The organism is Variovorax sp. FW305-3-2-15-B-LB1 (assembly GCF_058787635.1).
This window is the reverse complement of sequence record NZ_JBYSZY010000086.1, coordinates 1-19,220: the sequence shown is the minus strand read 5'-3', so window position 1 is coordinate 19,220 and position 19,220 is coordinate 1. Positions and strand designations below refer to the sequence as shown.

13 protein-coding genes, 1 tRNA gene and 1 pseudogene are annotated in these 19,220 nt (G+C 69.1%); 12 read left to right on the top strand and 3 right to left on the bottom strand.

The window, feature by feature from the left end:
• Nucleotides 1–3,045 (bottom strand): annotated as a pseudogene (locus AC3WQR_RS30235) (hypothetical protein); the annotation flags it as partial.
• 298 nt (nucleotides 3,046–3,343) lie between these two features.
• On the opposite strand from AC3WQR_RS30235, the gene AC3WQR_RS30230 reads away from it, so the two are divergent.
• Nucleotides 3,344–3,778 carry a DUF1841 family protein gene (locus AC3WQR_RS30230; protein WP_070062687.1) on the top strand — a complete coding sequence of 145 codons (435 nt, stop codon included), beginning with the start codon at nucleotides 3,344–3,346 and terminating at the stop codon, nucleotides 3,776–3,778.
• 4 nt (nucleotides 3,779–3,782) lie between these two features.
• Here the strand turns inward: AC3WQR_RS30230 and AC3WQR_RS30225 are convergent, their stop codons facing one another.
• A complete protein-coding gene (locus AC3WQR_RS30225) occupies nucleotides 3,783–4,778 on the bottom strand; it encodes a LysR substrate-binding domain-containing protein (RefSeq protein WP_492745669.1) in 996 nt (331 codons plus the stop codon).
• A 103-nt stretch (nucleotides 4,779–4,881) separates the two neighbouring features.
• Between AC3WQR_RS30225 and pcaH the strand changes: the two genes are divergently transcribed.
• Both pcaH and pcaG read left to right on the top strand, forming a co-directional pair.
• Nucleotides 4,882–5,604, top strand: a complete 723-nt coding sequence (pcaH, locus tag AC3WQR_RS30220; RefSeq protein WP_062482599.1) for a protocatechuate 3,4-dioxygenase subunit beta — start codon at nucleotides 4,882–4,884, stop codon at nucleotides 5,602–5,604.
• A gap of 12 nt (nucleotides 5,605–5,616) precedes the next feature.
• A complete protein-coding gene (gene pcaG / locus AC3WQR_RS30215) occupies nucleotides 5,617–6,228 on the top strand; it encodes a protocatechuate 3,4-dioxygenase subunit alpha (protein ID WP_070062689.1) in 612 nt (203 codons plus the stop codon).
• Between the two features lie 81 nt (nucleotides 6,229–6,309).
• Here pcaG and AC3WQR_RS30210 read toward each other — a convergent pair whose 3' ends face one another.
• On the bottom strand, nucleotides 6,310–7,002 hold the full coding sequence (locus AC3WQR_RS30210) for a c-type cytochrome (RefSeq protein ID WP_492745666.1): 693 nt from the start codon (nucleotides 7,000–7,002) through the stop codon (nucleotides 6,310–6,312).
• A 150-nt stretch (nucleotides 7,003–7,152) separates the two neighbouring features.
• Between AC3WQR_RS30210 and AC3WQR_RS30205 the strand changes: the two genes are divergently transcribed.
• From AC3WQR_RS30205 to AC3WQR_RS30165, 9 genes are all read left to right on the top strand, one after another.
• Nucleotides 7,153–8,007 (top strand): AAA family ATPase, encoded by an 855-nt coding sequence (locus AC3WQR_RS30205; protein ID WP_307696966.1) that lies wholly within the window; start codon nucleotides 7,153–7,155, stop codon nucleotides 8,005–8,007.
• A 36-nt stretch (nucleotides 8,008–8,043) separates the two neighbouring features.
• Complete coding sequence (locus tag AC3WQR_RS30200; protein ID WP_235926943.1) at nucleotides 8,044–8,259, top strand: hypothetical protein; 216 nt, start codon at nucleotides 8,044–8,046, stop codon at nucleotides 8,257–8,259.
• Between the two features lie 46 nt (nucleotides 8,260–8,305).
• Nucleotides 8,306–8,893 carry a GNAT family N-acetyltransferase gene (locus AC3WQR_RS30195; RefSeq protein WP_492745662.1) on the top strand — a complete coding sequence of 196 codons (588 nt, stop codon included), beginning with the start codon at nucleotides 8,306–8,308 and terminating at the stop codon, nucleotides 8,891–8,893.
• A gap of 21 nt (nucleotides 8,894–8,914) precedes the next feature.
• A complete protein-coding gene (locus tag AC3WQR_RS30190; protein WP_062482585.1) occupies nucleotides 8,915–10,102 on the top strand; it encodes a vWA domain-containing protein in 1,188 nt (395 codons plus the stop codon).
• Between the two features lie 58 nt (nucleotides 10,103–10,160).
• On the top strand, nucleotides 10,161–12,092 hold the full coding sequence (locus AC3WQR_RS30185; RefSeq protein WP_492745660.1) for an autotransporter assembly complex protein TamA: 1,932 nt from the start codon (nucleotides 10,161–10,163) through the stop codon (nucleotides 12,090–12,092).
• 8 nt (nucleotides 12,093–12,100) lie between these two features.
• Nucleotides 12,101–16,198: a translocation/assembly module TamB domain-containing protein gene (locus tag AC3WQR_RS30180; protein ID WP_492745658.1), complete on the top strand. Its 4,098-nt coding sequence runs from the start codon at nucleotides 12,101–12,103 to the stop codon at nucleotides 16,196–16,198.
• A 59-nt stretch (nucleotides 16,199–16,257) separates the two neighbouring features.
• Nucleotides 16,258–16,332: transfer RNA gene (locus tag AC3WQR_RS30175), tRNA-Arg, on the top strand.
• 176 nt (nucleotides 16,333–16,508) lie between these two features.
• Entirely contained in the window at nucleotides 16,509–17,732 is a 1,224-nt protein-coding gene (locus AC3WQR_RS30170) for a tyrosine-type recombinase/integrase (RefSeq protein WP_492745656.1), read from the top strand.
• A 710-nt stretch (nucleotides 17,733–18,442) separates the two neighbouring features.
• Nucleotides 18,443–19,156 (top strand): hypothetical protein, encoded by a 714-nt coding sequence (locus AC3WQR_RS30165; RefSeq protein WP_492745654.1) that lies wholly within the window; start codon nucleotides 18,443–18,445, stop codon nucleotides 19,154–19,156.
• Nucleotides 19,157–19,220 lie beyond the last annotated feature (64 nt).

Below are 19,220 nucleotides of genomic sequence, written 5' to 3'. Positions count from 1 at the left end.
GTCGTCACCCAGCACACCGCCGAGCAGACCACCTTCGCCGCCGAGGACACCACCCAGGAGGCCGCCTTCGCCGAGCACGCCGCCCAGCAGACCGTCATCACCCAGCACGCCGCCGAGCAGGCCACCGTCGCCGCCGAGGACACCGCCCAGCAGGCCGCCGTCGCCACCCAGCACGCCACCCAGCAGGCCATCGCCGCCGATCAGGTTGGCCACGCCGTCGGTCACGAAGTCGACCTGCGTGTCCACCGCGTTCAGCAGGCCGTTCGTCGCGCCGGCGCCGAGCAGCTGGTCGACCACCGGGCTGACCAGGCCGCCCACGCCGTCCGTCACGTCGTCGACGAGGCTGTCGGCCGGGTCGAGCACGTTCGGGTCGTTCGGCGTGAAGCTGGAGCCGAGCACCGGGGCCAGCAGGCCGTCGACGGTGTCGGTCAGGCTGTCGGTCAGTTGCGAGACCGGGGCCAGCACGTCGCCCAGGCCGAGGTCGCCGAGCACGCCGTTGTTCAGGCCGTTCACCAGGCCGGCCACCACGCTGTCGGCCGGGTCGAGCAGGGCCGCGCCGGTGCCGGGGGTGCCGCCACCGCCGATGCCGCCGAGCACGCCGCCCAGCAGACCGCCGACGAGGCCTTCTTCACCGAGCAGGCCGCCCACGGGGCCGTCTTCGCCCAGCAGGCCACCGACCACGCCGTCCGGTCCGAGCAGGCCGCCGACACCGTCGCCACCGAGCAGGCCACCCAGCGGGCCGTTGTCGCCCAGCAGGCCGCCGAGCAGGCCGTCGTCACCGAGCAGGCCACCGATGGGGCCGGTGCCGCCGAGCAGACCGCCGACCAGGCCGTTGTCGCCGAGCACGCCGCCCAGCACGCCGTCGCCGCCGAGCAGGCCGCCGATGGGGCCGGCATCGCCGAGCAGGCCACCGACCAGGCCGTCGTCACCCAGCAGGCCGCCCAACGGGCCGTCGCTGCCGAGCACACCGCCCAGCAAGCCGTCGTCGCTCAGCAGGCCGCCGACCAGGCCGTCGTTGCCGAGCAGGCCGCCGATGGGGCCGCCTTCGCCGATGACACCGCCGAGCAGGCCGCCCAGCAGGCCGTCGTCGCCACCGAGCAGGCCGCCCAGCGGGCTGTCGGCGAGCAGGCCGGAGATCGCGCCGTCCTGGCCAAGCAGGTTGTCGATGAGGCCGCCCTGGCCGAGCAGTTCGCCGGTGAGGCCTTCCGAGCCAGCCAGGCCGGCCAGTGCGCCGTCGCCGCCGAGCAGGCCGCCCACGAGGCCGTTGTCGCCCAGCAGGCCGCCGATCGCGCCGTCGTCGCCGAGCAGACCGCCCAGCAGGCCGTCCGCGCCGAGCAGGCCGCCGGTCAGGTTGCCGACGGCGCCGTCGCCGAGCAGGCCGCCGACCAGGCCGTCTTCGCCGAGCACGGTGTCGAGCAGGCCGCCGACGGCGGTGTCTTCACCCAGCAGGCCGCCGACCAGGCCGTCCGGTGCCAGCAGGCCACCGACCAGGCCGTCTTCGGCCAGCACGCCAGCCACGAGGCTGCCTTCGCCGAGCACGTTCTCGAGCAGGCCGCCGAGCGCGCCGTCGTCGCCCAGCAGCTGGTCGGTGACGCCGCCCAGGCCGAGGGCGTCGGTGAGGCCGCTGACGATGCCGTTGTCGCCGACGAGGTTCTCGAGCCCGTTGTTGAGCGCGTCGGTCACGTAGTCGACCTGGCCGAGCAGGCCGTCCAGGATCGCACCGGCGGCGCCGGCACCGAGCAGCGGATCGAGCACCGGGCTGAGCGCTTCGCCGAGCGGGTCGGTGATGCTGCCGACGGTGTCGTCGATCGGGTCGAGCTGGTTCGGGTTGTTGGCCTGGAACTCTTCGCCGAGCAGCGGAGCGAGCACGTCGTCGACGACGTCGGTCAGGTCATCCACCACCCCGGCCACCGGGGTCAGCGAGCCACCAAGGCCGAGCGCGTCATCCAGGCCGTCGACCACGCCACCCACGATACCGTCGGCTGGGTCGAGGAGGTGGTCGGCGTCTGCGTCGGAGTCGGAATCGCTGTCCGAGTCGGAGTCAGAGTCGGAGTCGCTATCCGAGTCCGAATCAGAGTCGCTGTCCGAGTCAGAGTCTGAATCCGAGTCACTGTCCGAGTCGGAATCAGAGTCGCTATCCGAGTCGGAGTCGCTGTCCGAATCCGAGTCAGAGTCAGAGTCCGAATCAGAGTCGCTGTCCGAATCCGAGTCGCTATCGCTGTCGGAGTCGCTGTCCGAGTCGGAGTCAGAGTCAGAGTCCGAATCCGAATCGCTGTCCGAGTCCGAATCGGAATCCGAGTCGCTATCCGAATCCGAATCCGAATCCGAATCCGAATCCGAGTCAGAGTCGCTGTCCGAATCCGAGTCGCTGTCAGAGTCCGAGTCGGAATCCGAGTCCGAGTCCGAATCAGCGTCCGCATCGGACTCACCGCCCGGGCCGCCCACGAACAGCGGGAAGCCGGTGGTGCCACCGTCGCCGCCACCGCCGCTCAGTGCAGCACCCAGCGCCGCGGCGCCCAGGGCGCCCAGCGCGAATTCACCCAGGCCGATGCCGCTGCCGGCCGCGGTCTTCTTGGTCACTGCCAGGGCGGCCGCATCGGCGTCGCTGTCCGGCGGGGTCACCTGCAGGTCGCCCGAGGCGACGTCCACATTCACTTGTTCGAGGCCGCCGGGCAGCTTGGTCGAGCCGATGGTCGCATCGGTGCCGCCGGTGAAGACGCCGGCCAGCGGCGCCTTGTTGGAGGCCGATCCGGGGAACAGCACGTTGGCCTGGCCGCCGTCCGGCACGATCACGCGGTCGCCGGCCATCAGGGTCTGATTGCCGTCCACCGGAATGCGGACACCCTCGCGCATCACTGCAACGCCGGGCGTAGCATTGGACAATGTGCCCACGCTGGGCGACGCCACGGCCGCAGGCGCGGCGGAGGCGCCGGCGCTGATGCCCGGCGTGCCGAGCGGCGTGACGGTGGCTTGGGCGAGAACCACGGGCGCGCCAGTGGCGGCGAGCCCTTCGGTCGAAACGGTCGATGCTTGTGGAGCGGTCATGGCAGCCTCTGTGACAAAAGATGCATCTACAGGGGCAACTTGCGTGCCGCTTTTCCGCCGCCGTGCCAACGCCGCGCCATCGGCGCTTCAAGTGATTGATTTGTATGGATATTTTTCTAAAAACCGCGCAGCGCACCGACCTCCGAAACAGCCCGTAAGGAGGTCAATTCGCGATTCGTTACGTAACGATGTAACGCCTCGTACCCGGAACGCCGGGCGTGTCACGCGCACTTTCCACAGCCCTGGCGCCCACGCCGCGCCACCCGCTTTTTCTCTTTCCTTCTTCTCTCTTCTATATATGTTCAATCCCTCCCAGGAAGACGTGCGCCGCTTCTTCTGCGACGTGTACGCCAAGCACCGGCAGGGCCTGCCGATGGAGCCGCTGGAGACCATCGCGGCCGGCTGGATCGACGAGCACCCCGAGTACCACGAGGACCTGCTCGACGCCGACGCGGCCGTGGCGCGGGTCTACGACGGATCGAACGGCCGCGAGAACCCGTTCCTGCATCTGTCGATGCACCTGTCGATCAGCGAGCAATGCTCCATCGACCAGCCGCGCGGCATCCGCCAGGCCGTCGAGTTGCTGGCCGCGCGCCGCGGCTCGCTGCTGCATGCGCACCACGAGGCGATGGATTGCCTGGGCCAGATGATGTGGGAGAGCCAGCGCGCGGGGCGCCCACCGGATGGCGATGGCTATGTGGCCTGCGTGCAGCGCCGGGCAACCAAGGACTGAGCGATCAGCCGGCGGCGCGCGGCGTCCCCTTTCGCGCCGGCAACGCGCCCTGCGCCTTCGCCGCTTCGCGCAGCAGCCCCGCCATCGCGGCGCGCAGCGGCGACGGCTCGGCCTCGCTGCGCTGCAGGAGGCCGACCGGCTCCTCGGTGCCAGTGGTATCGATCGGCAGGCGCACCAGGCGGCCGTCGGCCAGCTCGCTGCGCGCGGCGCCCAGCGGCGTGATCCACACCGCATCCGACACCGCCACCAGCGCGCGCGCCACCGCCACGTCGAGCGTCTGCAGGGCATTGGGCGGCAGCGTGAGGCCTCGCGCCGACAGGAAGCTCTCGGTGTTGTGGCGCGGGGCCGTGCCCTCGCCGTACACGACCAGCGGATAGTCGAGCACCGCCTGCACCGGCGCCGGCTTGAGCGCAAGCGGATGGCCGGCGCGCACGGCGAACACCAGCGGCTCGGTGTGCAGCAGCTCGAAGCTCAGGCCGCCCATGAGGCGCGGATCGCTCATGCGGCCCACCACGAGGTCGAGCTCGCCGGCGCGCAGCTCGTCGAGCAGCACGGCGTTGGCCGCGCTCTTCACCAGGATCTGCACCGCCGGCCAGCCTTCGCGCAGCCGCGCCAGCGCCACCGGCAGCAGCGCGGGCGCCACGCTGGGCAAGGCGCCGATGCGCAGGCGTTCGATGCGCCCGCCCGCGGCCGGCGCCACAGCCTGGGCGCTGGCATCCATCGCTTCGAGCACGCGCAGGGCGTGGGCCAGCAGCTGTTCGCCGGCCGGCGTGAGGCCCTGCACGCCACGGCGGCCGGCCTGGCTGCGTTCCACCAGGCGGGTGCCGACCACGGCCTCGAGCTCCGACAGCGTCTTGGACACCGCCGGCTGGCTCAGCGCCAGCCGCTCGGCCGCGCGCGCCAGGTGGCGCTCCTGCGCGACCGCGACAAAGGCGCGCAGGTGCCGCAGCTGCACGTTGCGCACGAAATCCTGGCGAAGCTCGGCGGGAGACTTTTTCAATGCCTTCTGGTTATTGAAACTGGAACAATCTTCAATTTACATCATTGATTGCGACTTCTACAGTGCGGGCTTCGGATTCGTCCCACGACAGGAGACAACGTACATGACCAAGACCAGCGGCGTTCAGCCCACCCTCACCCCGCGCGACTGGGACGCCCATCCCAGCTACATCTACCCCGGCTACAAGTCGACCGGCAAGCGCGGCCCGCAGAAGCCGCTCATTCCGCTGAAGGCCTCGCTCGGCGAGCTGCAGCAGCCGGTGTACGGCCACGACAGCATCGGCGAGTTCGACCACGACCTCACGCGCAACGCGCGCGTCAACGGCGAGCCGCTGGGCGAACGCATGATCCTCACCGGCCAGGTGCTCGACGAGCGCCGCCGCCCGGTGGCCAACACGCTGGTCGAGCTGTGGCAGGCCAACGCCTCGGGCCGCTACGTGCACAAGGTCGACCAGCACGACGCCCCGCTGGACCCCAACTTCCTGGGCGCGGGCCGCTGCCTGACCGACAGCGAAGGCCGCTACCGCTTCCTCACCATCAAGCCCGGCGCGTACCCCTGGGGCAATCACCCGAACGCCTGGCGCCCGCAGCACATCCACCTGTCGCTGTTCGGCCAGAGCTTCGCCAGCCGCCTCGTGACGCAGATGTACTTCCCCGGCGACCCGCTGCTGCAGTACGACCCGATGGTCACCGGCACGCCCGAGCGCTACCGCAACCGCCTCATTGCCGACTTCAGCCTCGACATCACCGAGGAAGGCTACGCCCTGGGCTACCAGTTCGACATGGTGCTGCGCGGCGCCGATGAAACGCCGTTCGAGAACCGCTGAAAGGGATTCCCCATGCCATTGATGACCGCACAGGAAGCCGACTTCGGCCAGACGCCCTCGCAGACCGTGGGCCCCTACTTCGCCTACGGCCTCACCGCCACGCAGTACGGCTACAACTTCAACCAGCCCTTCGACGCCGTGCTGGCGCTGGACACCGCCAGCGGCCAGCGCATCCGCCTCGAAGGCCGTGTGATCGACGGCGACGGCAACCCGATCAACGACGCGCTGGTCGAGATCAGCCAGCCCGACGGCGAAGGCCGCTACCCGCAGACGCCCGACGAGGCGCGCGCCCTGGGCTTTCGCGCCTTCGGCCGCGTCGGCACGGGCACCGACGCGCAGAACCGCTTCGTGTTCCACACCGTCAAGCCCGGCGCCGAAACGCCCGGCGAAGCCCCGCACATCAACGTGATCGTGCTCATGCGCGGCCTGCTGCTGCATGCCTTCACGCGCGTGTACTTCAGCGACGAGGCCGAGGCCAACGCGAAGGACGCCGTGCTGCAGAGCGTGCCGGCCGATCGCCGCCACACGCTGATCGCCGAGCGCGTGGAGCAAGGCGGCGCGGTGACGTACCGCTTCGACATCCGCATGCAGGGTACGGACGAGACGGCCTTCTTCGACGTCTGACCCCCGGGAAAATCCGGACGAAAAAAAGCCCGCTGATGCGGGCTTTTTCTTTGGAGCACCAGTCTTTCGGACTGGCCTGGCTTACTGGGGCGCGTGATGCAGGCGCGATTCAGGCACGACCTTCAGTTCGCCAGGCAGCGAGCTGATGTAGGTGGCCAGCGTCTTCAGCTCGGCGTTGGTGAACTTCTTGGGTTCGACCTGCGCGGCCATCACGGCATTCGAACGGCCCAGGTGGGGGTTGTTCTTCACGCGGTACGACTTCAGCGCCACGAACAGGTAGTCGGCGTGCTGGCCGGCCAGCTTGGGCACGGTGCCGTCGTTCGGCGTGTTGAAGTTGGCGCCGTGGCACTTGGTGCAGCTGTTGTCCTTGTCGCGCGCGATGAGCGCCTGGACGTTCTCGGACGCGGCCTTGGCCGGTGTGGCCGGAGGTGCGTCGCCTTCCTTCACGCCCAGCTGGCTGTAGTAGGCCGAGAGGTCGGCGATGTCCTGTTCGGTGAGGCTGTCGGCGATGGCGCGCATCGTCGGGTGCTTGCGGTCACCGCCCTTGTACGCGGTGAGCGCGGCCGAGATGTAGGTGGCGCTCTGGCCCGCGATCATCGGGACCTTGTGGATCTCGGGGAAGCTCGCCTGGTAGCCGATGATGCCGTGGCAACCCACGCACATCTGGACCTTCTTGGCTCCGTCCTGGGCCTTGCCAGTGACTTGTTGGGCTTGGGCCGAGACCGTCACGCAAGCGACAGCAAGGGCAAACATCGTGGTCAACAACTTGTTCATTTTGCGCGCACAATCTCGTGGAGATACAGTTTTTCGAATCAACATTCGATTATATGCAAGGGTCCCACGGGAACCTCGCGCGGGCTGCACAAGAGACTGCGCAATGCAGATCGAGTGTGTTCTTTTCTCCACCCTGCCTCCGCTCCACTCATGAAATTCAAGGGCTCAGACAACTACGTCGCCACTCAGGACCTGATGCTGGCGGTCAATGCGGCCATCACACTCCAGCGCCCCCTGCTCGTCAAGGGCGAGCCCGGCACCGGCAAGACCATGCTGGCCGAGGAAGTGGCGCAAGCGCTCGACATGCCGCTGCTGCAGTGGCACATCAAGTCGACCACCAAGGCGCAACAGGGCCTGTATGAATACGACGCCGTGAGCCGCCTGCGCGACTCGCAGCTGGCCGACGTGGACGGCGGCCAGCGTGTGAAGGACATCCAGAACTACATCATCAAGGGCGTGCTGTGGCAGGCCTTCACGGCCGACAAGCCGGTTGCGCTGCTGATCGACGAGATCGACAAGGCCGACATCGAATTCCCGAACGACCTGCTGCGCGAAATCGACCGCATGGAGTTCTACTGCTACGAGACGCGCGAACTCATCCGCGCCAAGCACCGTCCGCTGGTGTTCATCACCTCGAACAACGAGAAGGAACTGCCCGACGCCTTCCTGCGCCGCTGCTTCTTCCACTACATCAAGTTCCCCGATGCCGAGACGATGAAGCACATCGTCGCCGTGCACTTCCCGGGCCTGAAGCAGGAGCTGCTCACGTCCGCGATGAAGACCTTCTACGACGTGCGCAACCTGCCCGGCCTGAAGAAGAAGCCCTCGACCTCCGAGCTGCTCGACTGGCTCAAGCTGCTGGTGGCCGAGGACATTCCGCTCGAAGCCCTGCAGAGCAAGGACGACAAGGTCGCCGTGCCGCCGCTGGTGGGCGCGCTGCTCAAGAACGAGCAGGACGTGACCCTGTTCGAGAAGCTCGTCTTCATGCAACGCAACAACCGCTAGGCCATGAGCCGGCAACCGCATTCCACCAGACAGCTGATGAAGCTGGGCATCGCCCAGGCGGTGCTGTTCGTGGTGGGCGCGCTGATCGGGCGCGGGATCGGGCTCTTGCTCGGGCTCGACGCCTTCGGCACCGACAGCAAGTACGGCACGCGCGAGATCGTCGGCATTGCGCTGATCGGCCTGGGCGGCGGCGCCGGTGCGCAGGCCGCGCGCGCGTGGTACGTGCACAAGTACGGCGACCCGCGCGGCTGAGCCCCAGATCCCCCGAGACCTGCACGGAGACACGGAGAGTTTGCACATGGCGTTCGTCGAACCCGTCACGCTGAAGGCCCGCAGCCTCGCGCTGGTGCCGCTGGCACTCACCCACGAAGACGGCCTGCGCGCCGCGGCCGCCGACGGCGCGCTGTGGAAGCTGCGCGTCACCTCCGTGCCCGAGCCGCAGGACACGCGTGCCTACATCGAGACCGCCCTCAAGACGGCCGACCGCTTCGCCTTCGCCGTCACCGACGAAGCCACCGGCACCGTGCTGGGCAGCACGAGCTTTCACGACATCCTTCCGGGCGTGAAGCGCGTCGAGATCGGCTACACCTGGTACGCCGAGCGCTGCCAGCGCACCCACGTCAACACCACCTGCAAGCTCTTGATGCTCACGCACGCGTTCGACACGCTGGGCTGCAACGTGGTGGGCTGGCGCACCGACAACTTCAACTTCGCCTCGCAGCGCGCCATCGAGCGCCTGGGCGCGAAGAAAGACGGCGTGATCCGCGGCCACGTGATGCGCCGCGACGGCACCATCCGCGACACCGTCATGTACAGCCTGCGCGCGGGCGAATGGCCCGAGGTGAAGGCCCAGCTGCTGTACCTGCTCGACAAGCCGCGCGGCTGAACGAAACACAAGGAGCGCTCCATGCTCATCGACTTCTTCTACACCCTGCGTTCGGCCAAGCTGCCGGTGTCGGTCAAGGAATACCTCACGCTGCTCGAGGCGCTCAAGTCCGACGTGGTGGGCCCGAACTCCGACGGCGCCTACGGCATCGACGACTTCTACTACCTCTCGCGCACCGCGCTCGTGAAGGACGAGAAGCACTACGACAAGTTCGACCGCGCCTTCGCCGCCTACTTCAAGGGCGTCGAGATGCTCACCGACTTCACCAAGGAAGTGCCGCTCGACTGGCTCAAGAAAACGCTCGAGCGCGAATTCACGGCCGAAGAAAAAGCCAAGATCGAGAAGATGGGCTGGGACGAGCTCATGGAAACGCTCAAGAAGCGTTTCGAAGAGCAGAAGGAGCGCCACGAAGGCGGCAGCAAGTGGATCGGCACCGGCGGCACCTCGCCTTTCGGCAACGGCGGCTACAACCCACAGGGCATCCGCATCGGCGGCGCGGGCAAGAACCGCAGTGCCGTGAAGGTGTGGGACCAGCGCGCCTACAAGGACTATGACGACACGCAGGAACTGGGCACGCGCAACATCAAGGTCGCGCTGCGGCGCCTGCGCAAGTTCGCGCGCGAAGGCCACGAGGAAGAGCTGGACCTGGACAACACCATCCACTCGACCGCAGCCAACGCCGGCTACCTCGACATCAAGATGCGGCCCGAGCGACACAACAACGTCAAGGTGCTGCTGCTGATGGACGTGGGCGGCACGATGGACGAGCACATCCAGCGCGTCGAAGAACTGTTCTCGGCCGTGAAGACCGAGTTCAAGCACCTGGAGTTCTACTACTTCCACAACTGCGTCTACGACTTCATGTGGAAGAACAACAAGCGCCGCTTCTCCGAGAAGTTCGCGACCTGGGACATCCTGCGCAAGTACAACAAGGACTACAAGCTGATCTTCGTGGGCGACGCCACGATGAGTCCTTACGAAATCTTGCAACCTGGCGGCAGCGTCGAATACAACAACGAAGAGGCTGGCGCCGAATGGATCCAGCGCCTCACGCACACCTTCCCCAAGTTCGCCTGGATCAACCCCGAGCCCCAGGGCGTGTGGCAGTACCGCCAGAGCATCGCGGTGATGCAGCAGCTCATGTCCAACCGCATGTACCCGCTCACGTTGCGCGGCCTCGAAGAGGCGATGCGCATGCTGTCCAAGTAACCCGCGGCCCCGCACAAGTGGGGGGCACCGCCCGCACGGGTGCTGTCAGAATGCCGCCATGGTCAGGGTGGCATCCGTTCTTTCGCCGGCGTTGTGGCCGGCTTTGCTTTTTTCCGGCGTCCTGCTTTTGCAAGGCTGCAGCCTGCTGCCTAAAAAAGAGGCGGCAGACACGGGTGCGTCCACCGCGGGCGTGGTGCGCAGCGGCGACACCAACGGCGACACCGCCAAGGACGACGGCAAGGCCAAGGCCGACGGCCGGCGCCGCGCCTTCACGGTCGACGTGCGCGGCCCCGAGACCGAGCGCGACTACCTCGCGCGCCACCTCGAAATCCAGCGCTACCGCGAGCTCGACGACCTGGGCGTGACCGAGGTCTCGCGCCTCATGGTCGCGGCCGAGGCCAATGCGCGCGAGCTGCTGGGCACGCTGGGCTACTTCACGCCCACACTCACGCTCGAACTCAACGAAACACCCGACAGCACCGAAGCCCCGCGCGAGGTCGTCATCACCGTGGCACCCGGCGAGCGAACGAAAGTGTCGACGGTGCAGATCCGCTACGCCGGCCAGATCGCCGACGACCCCACCGCCGAAGCGCAGCGCGACGCCATCCGCACCGGCTGGGCGCTGCGCGCCGGCGAACCCTTCACGCAAGGCGCGTGGGACGACGCCAAGACCACCGCGCTGCGCAGCCTCACGGCCAAGCGCTTTCCCACCGGCAGCGTGGAGATCAGCCGCGCCGAGATCGACGCCGACCGCCACGAGGCCCGCCTCGGCGTGACCTACCAGTCGGGCCCCGCCTACAAGTTCGGCCCGCTGGTGCTGCGCGGCGTGGAGCGCTACGACGCCGACGCCGCACGCCGCATCGCGCGCCTGCCCACCGGCACCGACTACGACCAGCAGAAGCTGCTCGACGCCCAGCAGCGCCTGGCCAGCAGCGGCTACTACGACTCGGTGTTCCTCACGCTCGACACCGACAGCCACACGCCGCTGGCCGCGCCCGTGATCGCGCAGCTGCGCGAGGCACCGCTGCAGAAGGTCGTGATGGGCGTGGGCTTCACCACCGACAACGGTCCGCGCCTGTCGATCGACCACACCCACAACCGCATGCCGCTGCTCGGCTGGCGCGCGGTGTCGCGGCTCTCGCTGGACAACGACATCCAGTCGCTGGGCACCGAGTGGAACGCCGTGCCCAACGACCGCGGCTGGCGCTGGTTCGCCGGCGGCGAACTCAAGAGCGAGCAGTCGGGCAGCTACGTGGTCGACAGCGGTCGGCTGCGCGGCGGGCGCAACAAGTCGAGCGACCACATCGACCGCAGCTACTTCCTGCAGTACGACTACGCGCACAACCGCGGCACCGACGCGCCGCCCTCGGCCTCGGCCGTCACCGCCAACTGGGGCTGGACCGGGCGCTACTTCGACGACAACTCGGCGCCCTCGCGCGGCTACGGCCTGGCGCTCGAAGTGGCCGCGGGCTACACGCTCACCGGCCAGCAGGTGCCCTTCACGCGCACCTACGCGCGCTGGCTCGGCGTGCTGCCGCTGGGCGCGGCCGAGGACAAGAACGCCCGCGCGCGCCGCAGCCGGCTGCAGATGCGCCTGGAGGCCGGTGCCGTCGCGGCCAAGGACAGCGCGCAGATCCCGTCCACGCTGATGTTCCTCACCGGTGGCGACACCACCGTGCGCGGCTACAGCTACAAGCAGATCGGCACCGTGCGCGCCGACGGCAAGACCGTGGCGGGCCGCTACCTCGGCGTGGCCAGCCTCGAATGGCAGCGCCCCTTCGTCTACAAGGACAAGCTCACCGAATGGGAGAGCGTGGTGTTCGTGGATGCCGGCGCCGTGGCCGACAAGCCCGGCGAGCTCAAGCCCAAGGTCGGCGTGGGCGTCGGCGCGCGCTGGCGCAGCCCGGTCGGCCCGGTGCAGGCCGACCTGGCCTACGGCGTCGACTCGAAGAAATTCCGCCTGCACTTCCGTCTCGGCTTCACCTTCTGACCCGCTTCATGCCGTCCACGCCCACCACAGCCACGCCCCGTCCCCGCTCGCGCACCCGCCGCGTGCTGCGCGCGCTGGGCTGGACGCTGGTCGGGTTGCTGCTGGCCGTGCTGCTGCTCGCCGCGGGCACCTGGTGGTGGCTCGGCTCGAACACCTCACTGGCCTTCGCGCTCGCGCAGGCCGCGCAGCGCCTGCCCGCGGGCCAGACGCTCGAGAGCCGCGACGTGACTGGCTCGCTGCGCACCGGTGGTCGCATCGGCTGGCTCAAGTGGCAAAGCGAGAGCCTCGCGGTCGAGGTGAACGACGCCACGCTCGGCTGGCAGCTCGCCCCGCTGTTCCAGCGCAAGGTGCAGCTCGGCGAGATCCACGCCGCGAGCCTGTCGATCGAACGCCGCGGCCCGCCCAGCGACACGCCGACCGAGCCGCTCACGCAGGTCGCATTGCCCGTCGAAGTGGCCGAGGTGCCCTTCCGCATCGACGAGGTGCGCTGGGCCGGACCGCCCGCGCTGGAAGCCAAAGACCTCGCGGGCCGCTACAGCTACCTGGCCGCGCAGCACGCGCTGGACATCGAGGGCGTCGACATCGCCGACGGCCACTACAGCGCCCGCGTGCGGCTGCAGGGCCCCGCGCCGATGGCGCTCGACGCCACGCTCGACGGCCGCGTGAAAGCCCCGCTCGCCGAAGACCGCCACATCGAAGTGCAGGCCAAGGCCTCCGTGAAAGGCACGCTGGCCGGCCCCGAGGCGCGCCTGCAGGTCGCCGCCGACCTGCAGCCCACCGAGCCCGACGCCGAAGCGCCCATGGCCGCCCAGCTGCGCGCGCAGATCGCGCCCTGGCTGCCGCAGCCCGTGGTCGACGCCAAGGCCGACCTGCGCAACGTCGACGCCGCCAGCCTCTGGCCCGGCGCGCCGCAGACGCGGCTCACCGGCACCGTCGAACTCGCGCCCGACGCCGCCACCGGCCCCGCCGCGTGGAAGGCCTCGGCCGACATCCGCAACGCCGTCGCCGGCCCCTGGGACCAACAGAAGCTGCCGGTCGAGCAGGTCCAGGCGCAGGTCGGCTTCGACGGCACGACCTGGACCGTGCCCGAGGCCACCGTGCGCGCGGGCGGCGGCCGCATCGACGCCGAAGGCAGCTGGAGCCCCGCGCCCTCGCCCTGGCAGGTGCGCGCCACCGTGCGCGGCGTGCGGCCCGGCGCGCTGTACAGCGAGCTGTCGGGTGCGCCCGTCGGCGGACAGATCAGCGCGCGGCAGGCCGAAGACTCCGACACACTCGTCTTCGACGTGGCCCTCCGCGCCGAAGGCAACGGCGGCGCCGGCAGCAAGGCGCTGCCCGGCTTCGGCCTGGACCGCGCGCTGGCGCAGGGCCAGTGGAAAGACCAGGTGCTCGACCTGCGCACGCTGCGCGTCGAAGCGATGCGCGCCAGCATCGACGGCAAGCTGCAGGTGCGCGTGGCCGAGCAGGCCGCCAGCGGCAAGCTCGCCCTCTCGCTGCCCGGCGGCAGCGCGCAGCTCGACGGCCGCATCGCGCCCACCACCGGCGGTGGCGACCTCCAGGCACGCATCGACGATGCCGAAGTCATGCAGCGCTGGGTGCAAGGCCTGCCGGGCCTCGCGGCCGTGTTCGCGAACGCCAGCGCCAAGGGCAGCGCCCGCCTCGACGCCAGCTGGCAAGGCGGCTGGCAGACAGTGCAACGCCGCATCGAGAACCCCGGCGCGCCGGCCGCACGTGGCAACGCCGAGCCCAGCCTCAAGGCCGCGCTCGCCGTGCCGCGCCTCGACCTGAACCTGCCCGCGGCCCAGCCCGGCGGCACGGCCACCAGCGTGCAACTGCGCGCCCTGCAGGCCGACCTCGCCGGCAGCATCGCCCAGGCCACGCTGACGCTCAAGGGCGAAGCCACCACCGGCACGCAGAAGCTCGCGCTCGACACCCGCGCCAGCGGCGGTCTTGCCAGCGCCAACCAGTGGCGCGCCACGCTCGCCAGCCTGCGCCTGCAGGCACAGGACACCGCCACCGCGCGCCCCGGCCAGGGCCCCTGGGTGCTGGAGCTGGGCCGCGAGGTCACGGCCACTGTGCGCGCCGCCGACAACCGCCTCGACGTCGAAGCCTCCGCCGCCGACGCCACCCTGCGCGGCCCGCTGCCCGGCACCGTGCGCATCGACTGGCAGCCGCTGCGCTTCAACCAGAGCGGCGCCGCACCCAACCGCGTGTTCCGCCTGCAGTCCAAGGGCCAGATGCAGGGCCTGCCGATGGCCTGGGCCGGCGCGTTCGGCGCCAACGCCACGCTGAGCGAACTCGGCATCAGCGGCGACCTGCTGTTCAACGGCGACTGGGACATCGACGCCGGCGACACCCTGCGCGCCAAGGCCCGGCTCGCGCGCCAGAGCGGCGATATCCGCGTGCAGGCCGGCGAGGCCGCGCTCGTCACCCGCATCACCAGCACCGGGACCGGCACCGCGAGCGAACGCACCATGAGCTCGGCCAGCGGCAAGAACGAGGTCAACGGTGTCGACGTCACCGCCACCCCCGCCGGCCTGCGCCGCGCCGAACTGCAGCTCGACGCACAGGGCGACGCCGTGCGCGCCACCCTGGCCTGGGACAGCGAACGCGCCGGCCGCCTCGACGCCGAACTCGGCACCCGCATGCAGCAGCGCAGCGGCGGCTGGCAGTGGGCGCCCGACGCGCCGCTCAACGGCACCCTGCGCGCCGCGCTGCCCAACCTGGGCGTGTGGTCCATGCTCGCGCCGCCCGGCTGGCGCATCGCCGGCACGCTCGACGCCAACGCCACCCTGTCGGGCAGCCGCACCGCGCCGCGCTGGAACGGCACGCTCGGCGCCGACCAGCTCGCGCTGCGCGCCCCGGTCGAAGGCCTCGACCTGCGCGACGGCCGCCTGCGCGCCTCGCTCACCGGCGACCGCCTGGAGATCACCGAGTTCACGCTCAAGGGCGGCGCCGGCAGCAACGCGCGCATCGGCGGCCAGAGCGGCAACCGCAGCACCGCCGCCAGCGAAGCGCGCACCGACGGCGGCTCGCTCACCGCACGCGGCGACCTCAGCTGGGGCAGCAACAACAGCACGACCAGCACCGGCATCCGCATGGCGCTGCAGGCCGAGTTGCGCGCCCTGCGCGTGCTCGTGCGCACCGACCGCCAGGTGTCGCTGTCGGGCAACCTGCAGGCGCGGCTGGACGACGGCCAGTTCAACGTGCGCGGCAAGCTCAAGACCGACCGCGCCGTCATCATCCTGCCCGACGAGACCGCGCCCAGCCTGGGCAGCGACGTCGTCGTGCGCTCGGCCGCCAAGGACAAGGCCGCCGCCGAGGCCGCGCAGCGCGAATCCGCCAAAGCCGACGCCCAGGCGGCCAAGGCCGCCAAGCCCCAGACCGCCAAGCCGCCCGACATCGTCGTCACCTTCGACCTCGGCGACGACTTCGCCGTGCAGGGCCGCGGCATCACCACCCGGCTCGAGGGCGAACTGGAAATCCGCAGCACCCGCCTCGATGCCCCGCCGCGCATCACCGGCGAGGTGAAGACCGTCAAGGGCCAGTACCGCGCCTACGGCCAGCAGCTCGACGTCGAGACCGGCATCGCGCGCTTCAACGGCCCCTTCGACAACCCCGCGCTCGACATCCTGGCCATCCGCCCGAACATTGCGCAGCGCGCCGGCGTGCAGATCACCGGCTCCGCGCAGTCGCCGCGCGTGAAGCTCTATGCGGAGCCCGCGCTGTCCGACGCCGAGACGCTGTCATGGGTCATCCTGGGCCGCGCCTCGGCCACCAGCGGCGGCGAGTCGGCCCTCTTGCAGCAGGCCGCCCTGTCACTGCTCGGCAAGATCGGCGGCACCACCACCGGCGGCAGCCTGGCCAGCCGTTTCGGCCTGGACGAACTCGGCTTCAAAGGCCCCGGCAACGGCGGCGACCTGCGCGAGTCGGCCGTGACGCTGGGCAAGCGGTTGTCCAAAGATTTCTACATCACCTACGAACGCAGCCTGGGCGGCACCTTCGGCACCCTCTTCATCTTCTACGACCTGACCAAGCGCCTCACGCTGCGGGGCCAGGCGGGGCAGACGAGCGGGGTGGACCTGATCTATACGGTGAAGTACGACTGAGGGTTGGGGACACCCCAAGCTGGTAAAGTGCGGGCCGCACCGCAGCAGCGGCGCACACCGTCTTCGTAGTTCAATGGATAGAACGGGGTCCTCCTAAGACTCAGATACAGGTTCGATTCCTGTCGAAGGCACCATCGGATCGAATCACAGCGTCCCACAAAGACCCAAAACCCGCACGTTTCCCCAGCGTAGCGGGCTTTTCTTTGCCCCACGTCGAGTCATGACGTAGCATGTCATCGCAGAGAAATATGGGCATTTTTGTTGGTATGTCGAAAAAGCCCAAAAGCCAGATACCAACAGAAAGGCGGCGATGGCACTCAACGACATCCGCGTCAAGCAGCTCAAGCCCCTCGGCGCGGCCAGCGGGGAAAAGTACGCGGACGACCGCGGCCTGTACCTGCATGTCACCGCCACCGGGAAGTACTGGCGGCTGAACTACCGCTTCGCCGGGAAGCAGAAGACCCTGGCTCTCGGGGTCTACCCCGATGTCACCCTGCTCAAGGCCCGCGCCCGGCGCGACGAGGCCCGGGCCCTCCTGGCGGACAGCATCGACCCCGGCGTCGCCAAACGCGACGAAAAGCGAAGCAAGGCCGAGGCCTCAATCCACACCTTCGAGAAGGTCGGCCGCGACTGGCTCGCCAAGACGGCGAACAAGCGCGCCGCCATCACCCAGACCAAGGTCACCCGCTGGCTCGAGAAGGACGTGTTCCCGTTCATCGGCAAGCTGCCCGTGTCGACCATCCGCGCGAAGGACGTGCTCGACAGGGTCGCCCGCCGCATGGAGGACCGCCACATCCACGAGAGCGCGCACCGCATCGTGCAGATCTGCGCTCAGGTGTTCCGCTACGCGGTGGCGGTCGGCCTGGTGGAGCGTGACGTGACGGTCGACCTCCGCGGCGCGCTGGCCTCGGTGCAAAAGACCAGCTACGCCGCGATCACCGAGCCGCGGCAGGTCGGCCAGCTCCTGCGCTCGATCCATGCCTACGGAGGGCACCCGACGGCCGTGGCCGCCCTGCAGCTGACGCCGCTGGTGTTCGTGCGCCCCGGCGAGCTGAGGGCCGCGGAGTGGGCCGAGATCGACTTGGACGCCGCCGAGTGGCGCATCCCGGCCTCCCGGATGAAGATGAAGGTCGAGCATCTCGTGCCGCTGTCGCGGCAGGCCGTGGAGATCCTGCGCGCCCTGCACCCGTTCAGCGGGCACGGCCGGTACGTGTTCCCCAGCATCCGCACGGGCGAGCGCTGCATGAGCGAGAACACCATCAATGCCGCGCTGCGCGGCATGGGCTACGCCAAGGACGTCATGACCGCCCACGGGTTCCGAGCCACGGCCCGCACCCTCATGGACGAGGTGCTGGGCGAGCGCGTGGACCTGATCGAGCACCAGCTCGCGCACACCGTCAAGGACCCGAACGGACGGGCCTACAACCGCACGGCACACCTGCCGGCCCGCCGGGAAATGATGCAGCGCTGGGCGGACTACCTGGACAAGCTGCGCATGGGGGCAGACATCGTCCCGATCAACCACGCCGCGTGATGCTCCTCTGCCAGCCGGTCAAGGTGAAGCTCATGGCGGCCGTCCTCAGTCCGCACGGGCGGGCGCATTGATGCGCGTCATCCGCGCCGATGCAGGGTGGCCCGCCGTCCACGCGGGACCGAGGCTGTCTGCGCTGCTGTTCCAGCGGCCCGGCAACGTCCGCGCCATGGCGGGGATCGACCTCGACACCGAGACTGCGGCGCTCTGGACGTATCCCCCCGCGACGACGAAGCGCCCCCCTCTCGGGAAAGTCCACGGGTGGCCGCATCTCCTGCGGATTGCGCGGCAGCCCCACGCGATCCCGGCCGCGTCGCGGGTTCCGACCTGGAGTCGCCGCTTCGTGTCCCCTTCATTGCTGACTGGCGGGCGCTGCGCGAACAGGAACACCGTCCGCGCGGCGCTGCGCCGCAGGGACTACGCCAATGACGACACGACTGCCCCCGAGTTTCGCGTCATGGCCTCCGGGCGCGCGGAGGCCATGGCCCGGCACCGCCAGCTGATGACGTCATGGGCAGCGTATTTGGATCGCCTGCGAGGGGGCACGGGCGATCATGTTCCAGAAGCCATGGCCCCCGTGAATCCCCTCTTTTGTTAACAGGTCGCGTCTAGGTGAGGACCGAGGAATCGGTCTTCCCGGCCCCGGCGCGGCATCCTTTTTAACCGCATCACGAGAGGTATTCATGGAACCGGATTGGATGGAACATTGGCGCTTGAGCGCCGACCTGAGCGTCGTTCACGCAGCACTGCTGATGGTGGGCGTTGACCCGAGCAGCGAGGTGGGAGCGAATTGCGATGGCTGGAAGACGAACGAGCAACCGCCGGGCTACTCCGCGGCAAAGGCGGCGCTGACGACTGCCATCCTGAACGGCAAGCTCGAGGCGAAAATTCGTCGCAGTGCCTGGCTCCGCGGCTGGGACGAAGAACCCGGAGAGGGAGAACGCTTCACGAAGGCGGTCGAGATCTACCCCGACTACTCGGCCGAGCCCGGATTTTCCGATCCTCGCAGTGATTCCCCCTGGCTGATCCCGAAAAAGCGCGGGGTGATGTACCGGCCAGATTTGGACTGGCACATGACTACGGTGGAGGTGGAGACGCTGCGCGACTGGCTCTCGGCGCGTGGCATCAGGAACGGGTTCTTTTTTCCCAAGGCAAAGCAGGCAACCGACCTGCCGGCCTACCTCGACAAGTCTCATCCACGCTACGCGCCCAAGCTGGCCGCATCGTTGGTGGCGTGGGAGCGGGCGGGAGGAAGCCCGGCGAAAGGATCCCCGAAGGAAACTCTCGAAGAAATCCTGCTCGAGATCGCTGAGGAGTTCGGGCTGATCGGCGAGGACGGCAGGCCCAACAGGCAGGGCATCGAGGAATGCAGCAAGGTCGCGAACTGGCGGCCTCGCGGTGGCGCTCCGAAGACCCCTTCGAAATAACCCACCCACCCCATGAGCCCGCGCCGTTGCTCGCGATTCATTGATTCGGAGGCATAACCTACCC

Excerpts from the sequence above, each read along its gene's own strand:
- AC3WQR_RS30230 (WP_070062687.1), top strand. The coding sequence starts at position 3,344 with ATGTTCAATCCCTCCCAGGAAGACGTGCGCCGCTTCTTCTGCGACGTG.
- pcaH (WP_062482599.1), top strand. The coding sequence starts at position 4,882 with ATGACCAAGACCAGCGGCGTTCAGCCCACCCTCACCCCGCGCGACTGG.
- pcaG (WP_070062689.1), top strand. The coding sequence starts at position 5,617 with ATGCCATTGATGACCGCACAGGAAGCCGACTTCGGCCAGACGCCCTCG.
- AC3WQR_RS30210 (WP_492745666.1), bottom strand. The coding sequence starts at position 7,002 with ATGAACAAGTTGTTGACCACGATGTTTGCCCTTGCTGTCGCTTGCGTG.
- AC3WQR_RS30205 (WP_307696966.1), top strand. The coding sequence starts at position 7,153 with ATGAAATTCAAGGGCTCAGACAACTACGTCGCCACTCAGGACCTGATG.
- AC3WQR_RS30200 (WP_235926943.1), top strand. The coding sequence starts at position 8,044 with ATGAAGCTGGGCATCGCCCAGGCGGTGCTGTTCGTGGTGGGCGCGCTG.
- AC3WQR_RS30195 (WP_492745662.1), top strand. The coding sequence starts at position 8,306 with ATGGCGTTCGTCGAACCCGTCACGCTGAAGGCCCGCAGCCTCGCGCTG.
- AC3WQR_RS30190 (WP_062482585.1), top strand. The coding sequence starts at position 8,915 with ATGCTCATCGACTTCTTCTACACCCTGCGTTCGGCCAAGCTGCCGGTG.
- AC3WQR_RS30185 (WP_492745660.1), top strand. The coding sequence starts at position 10,161 with ATGGTCAGGGTGGCATCCGTTCTTTCGCCGGCGTTGTGGCCGGCTTTG.
- AC3WQR_RS30180 (WP_492745658.1), top strand. The coding sequence starts at position 12,101 with ATGCCGTCCACGCCCACCACAGCCACGCCCCGTCCCCGCTCGCGCACC.
- AC3WQR_RS30170 (WP_492745656.1), top strand. The coding sequence starts at position 16,509 with ATGGCACTCAACGACATCCGCGTCAAGCAGCTCAAGCCCCTCGGCGCG.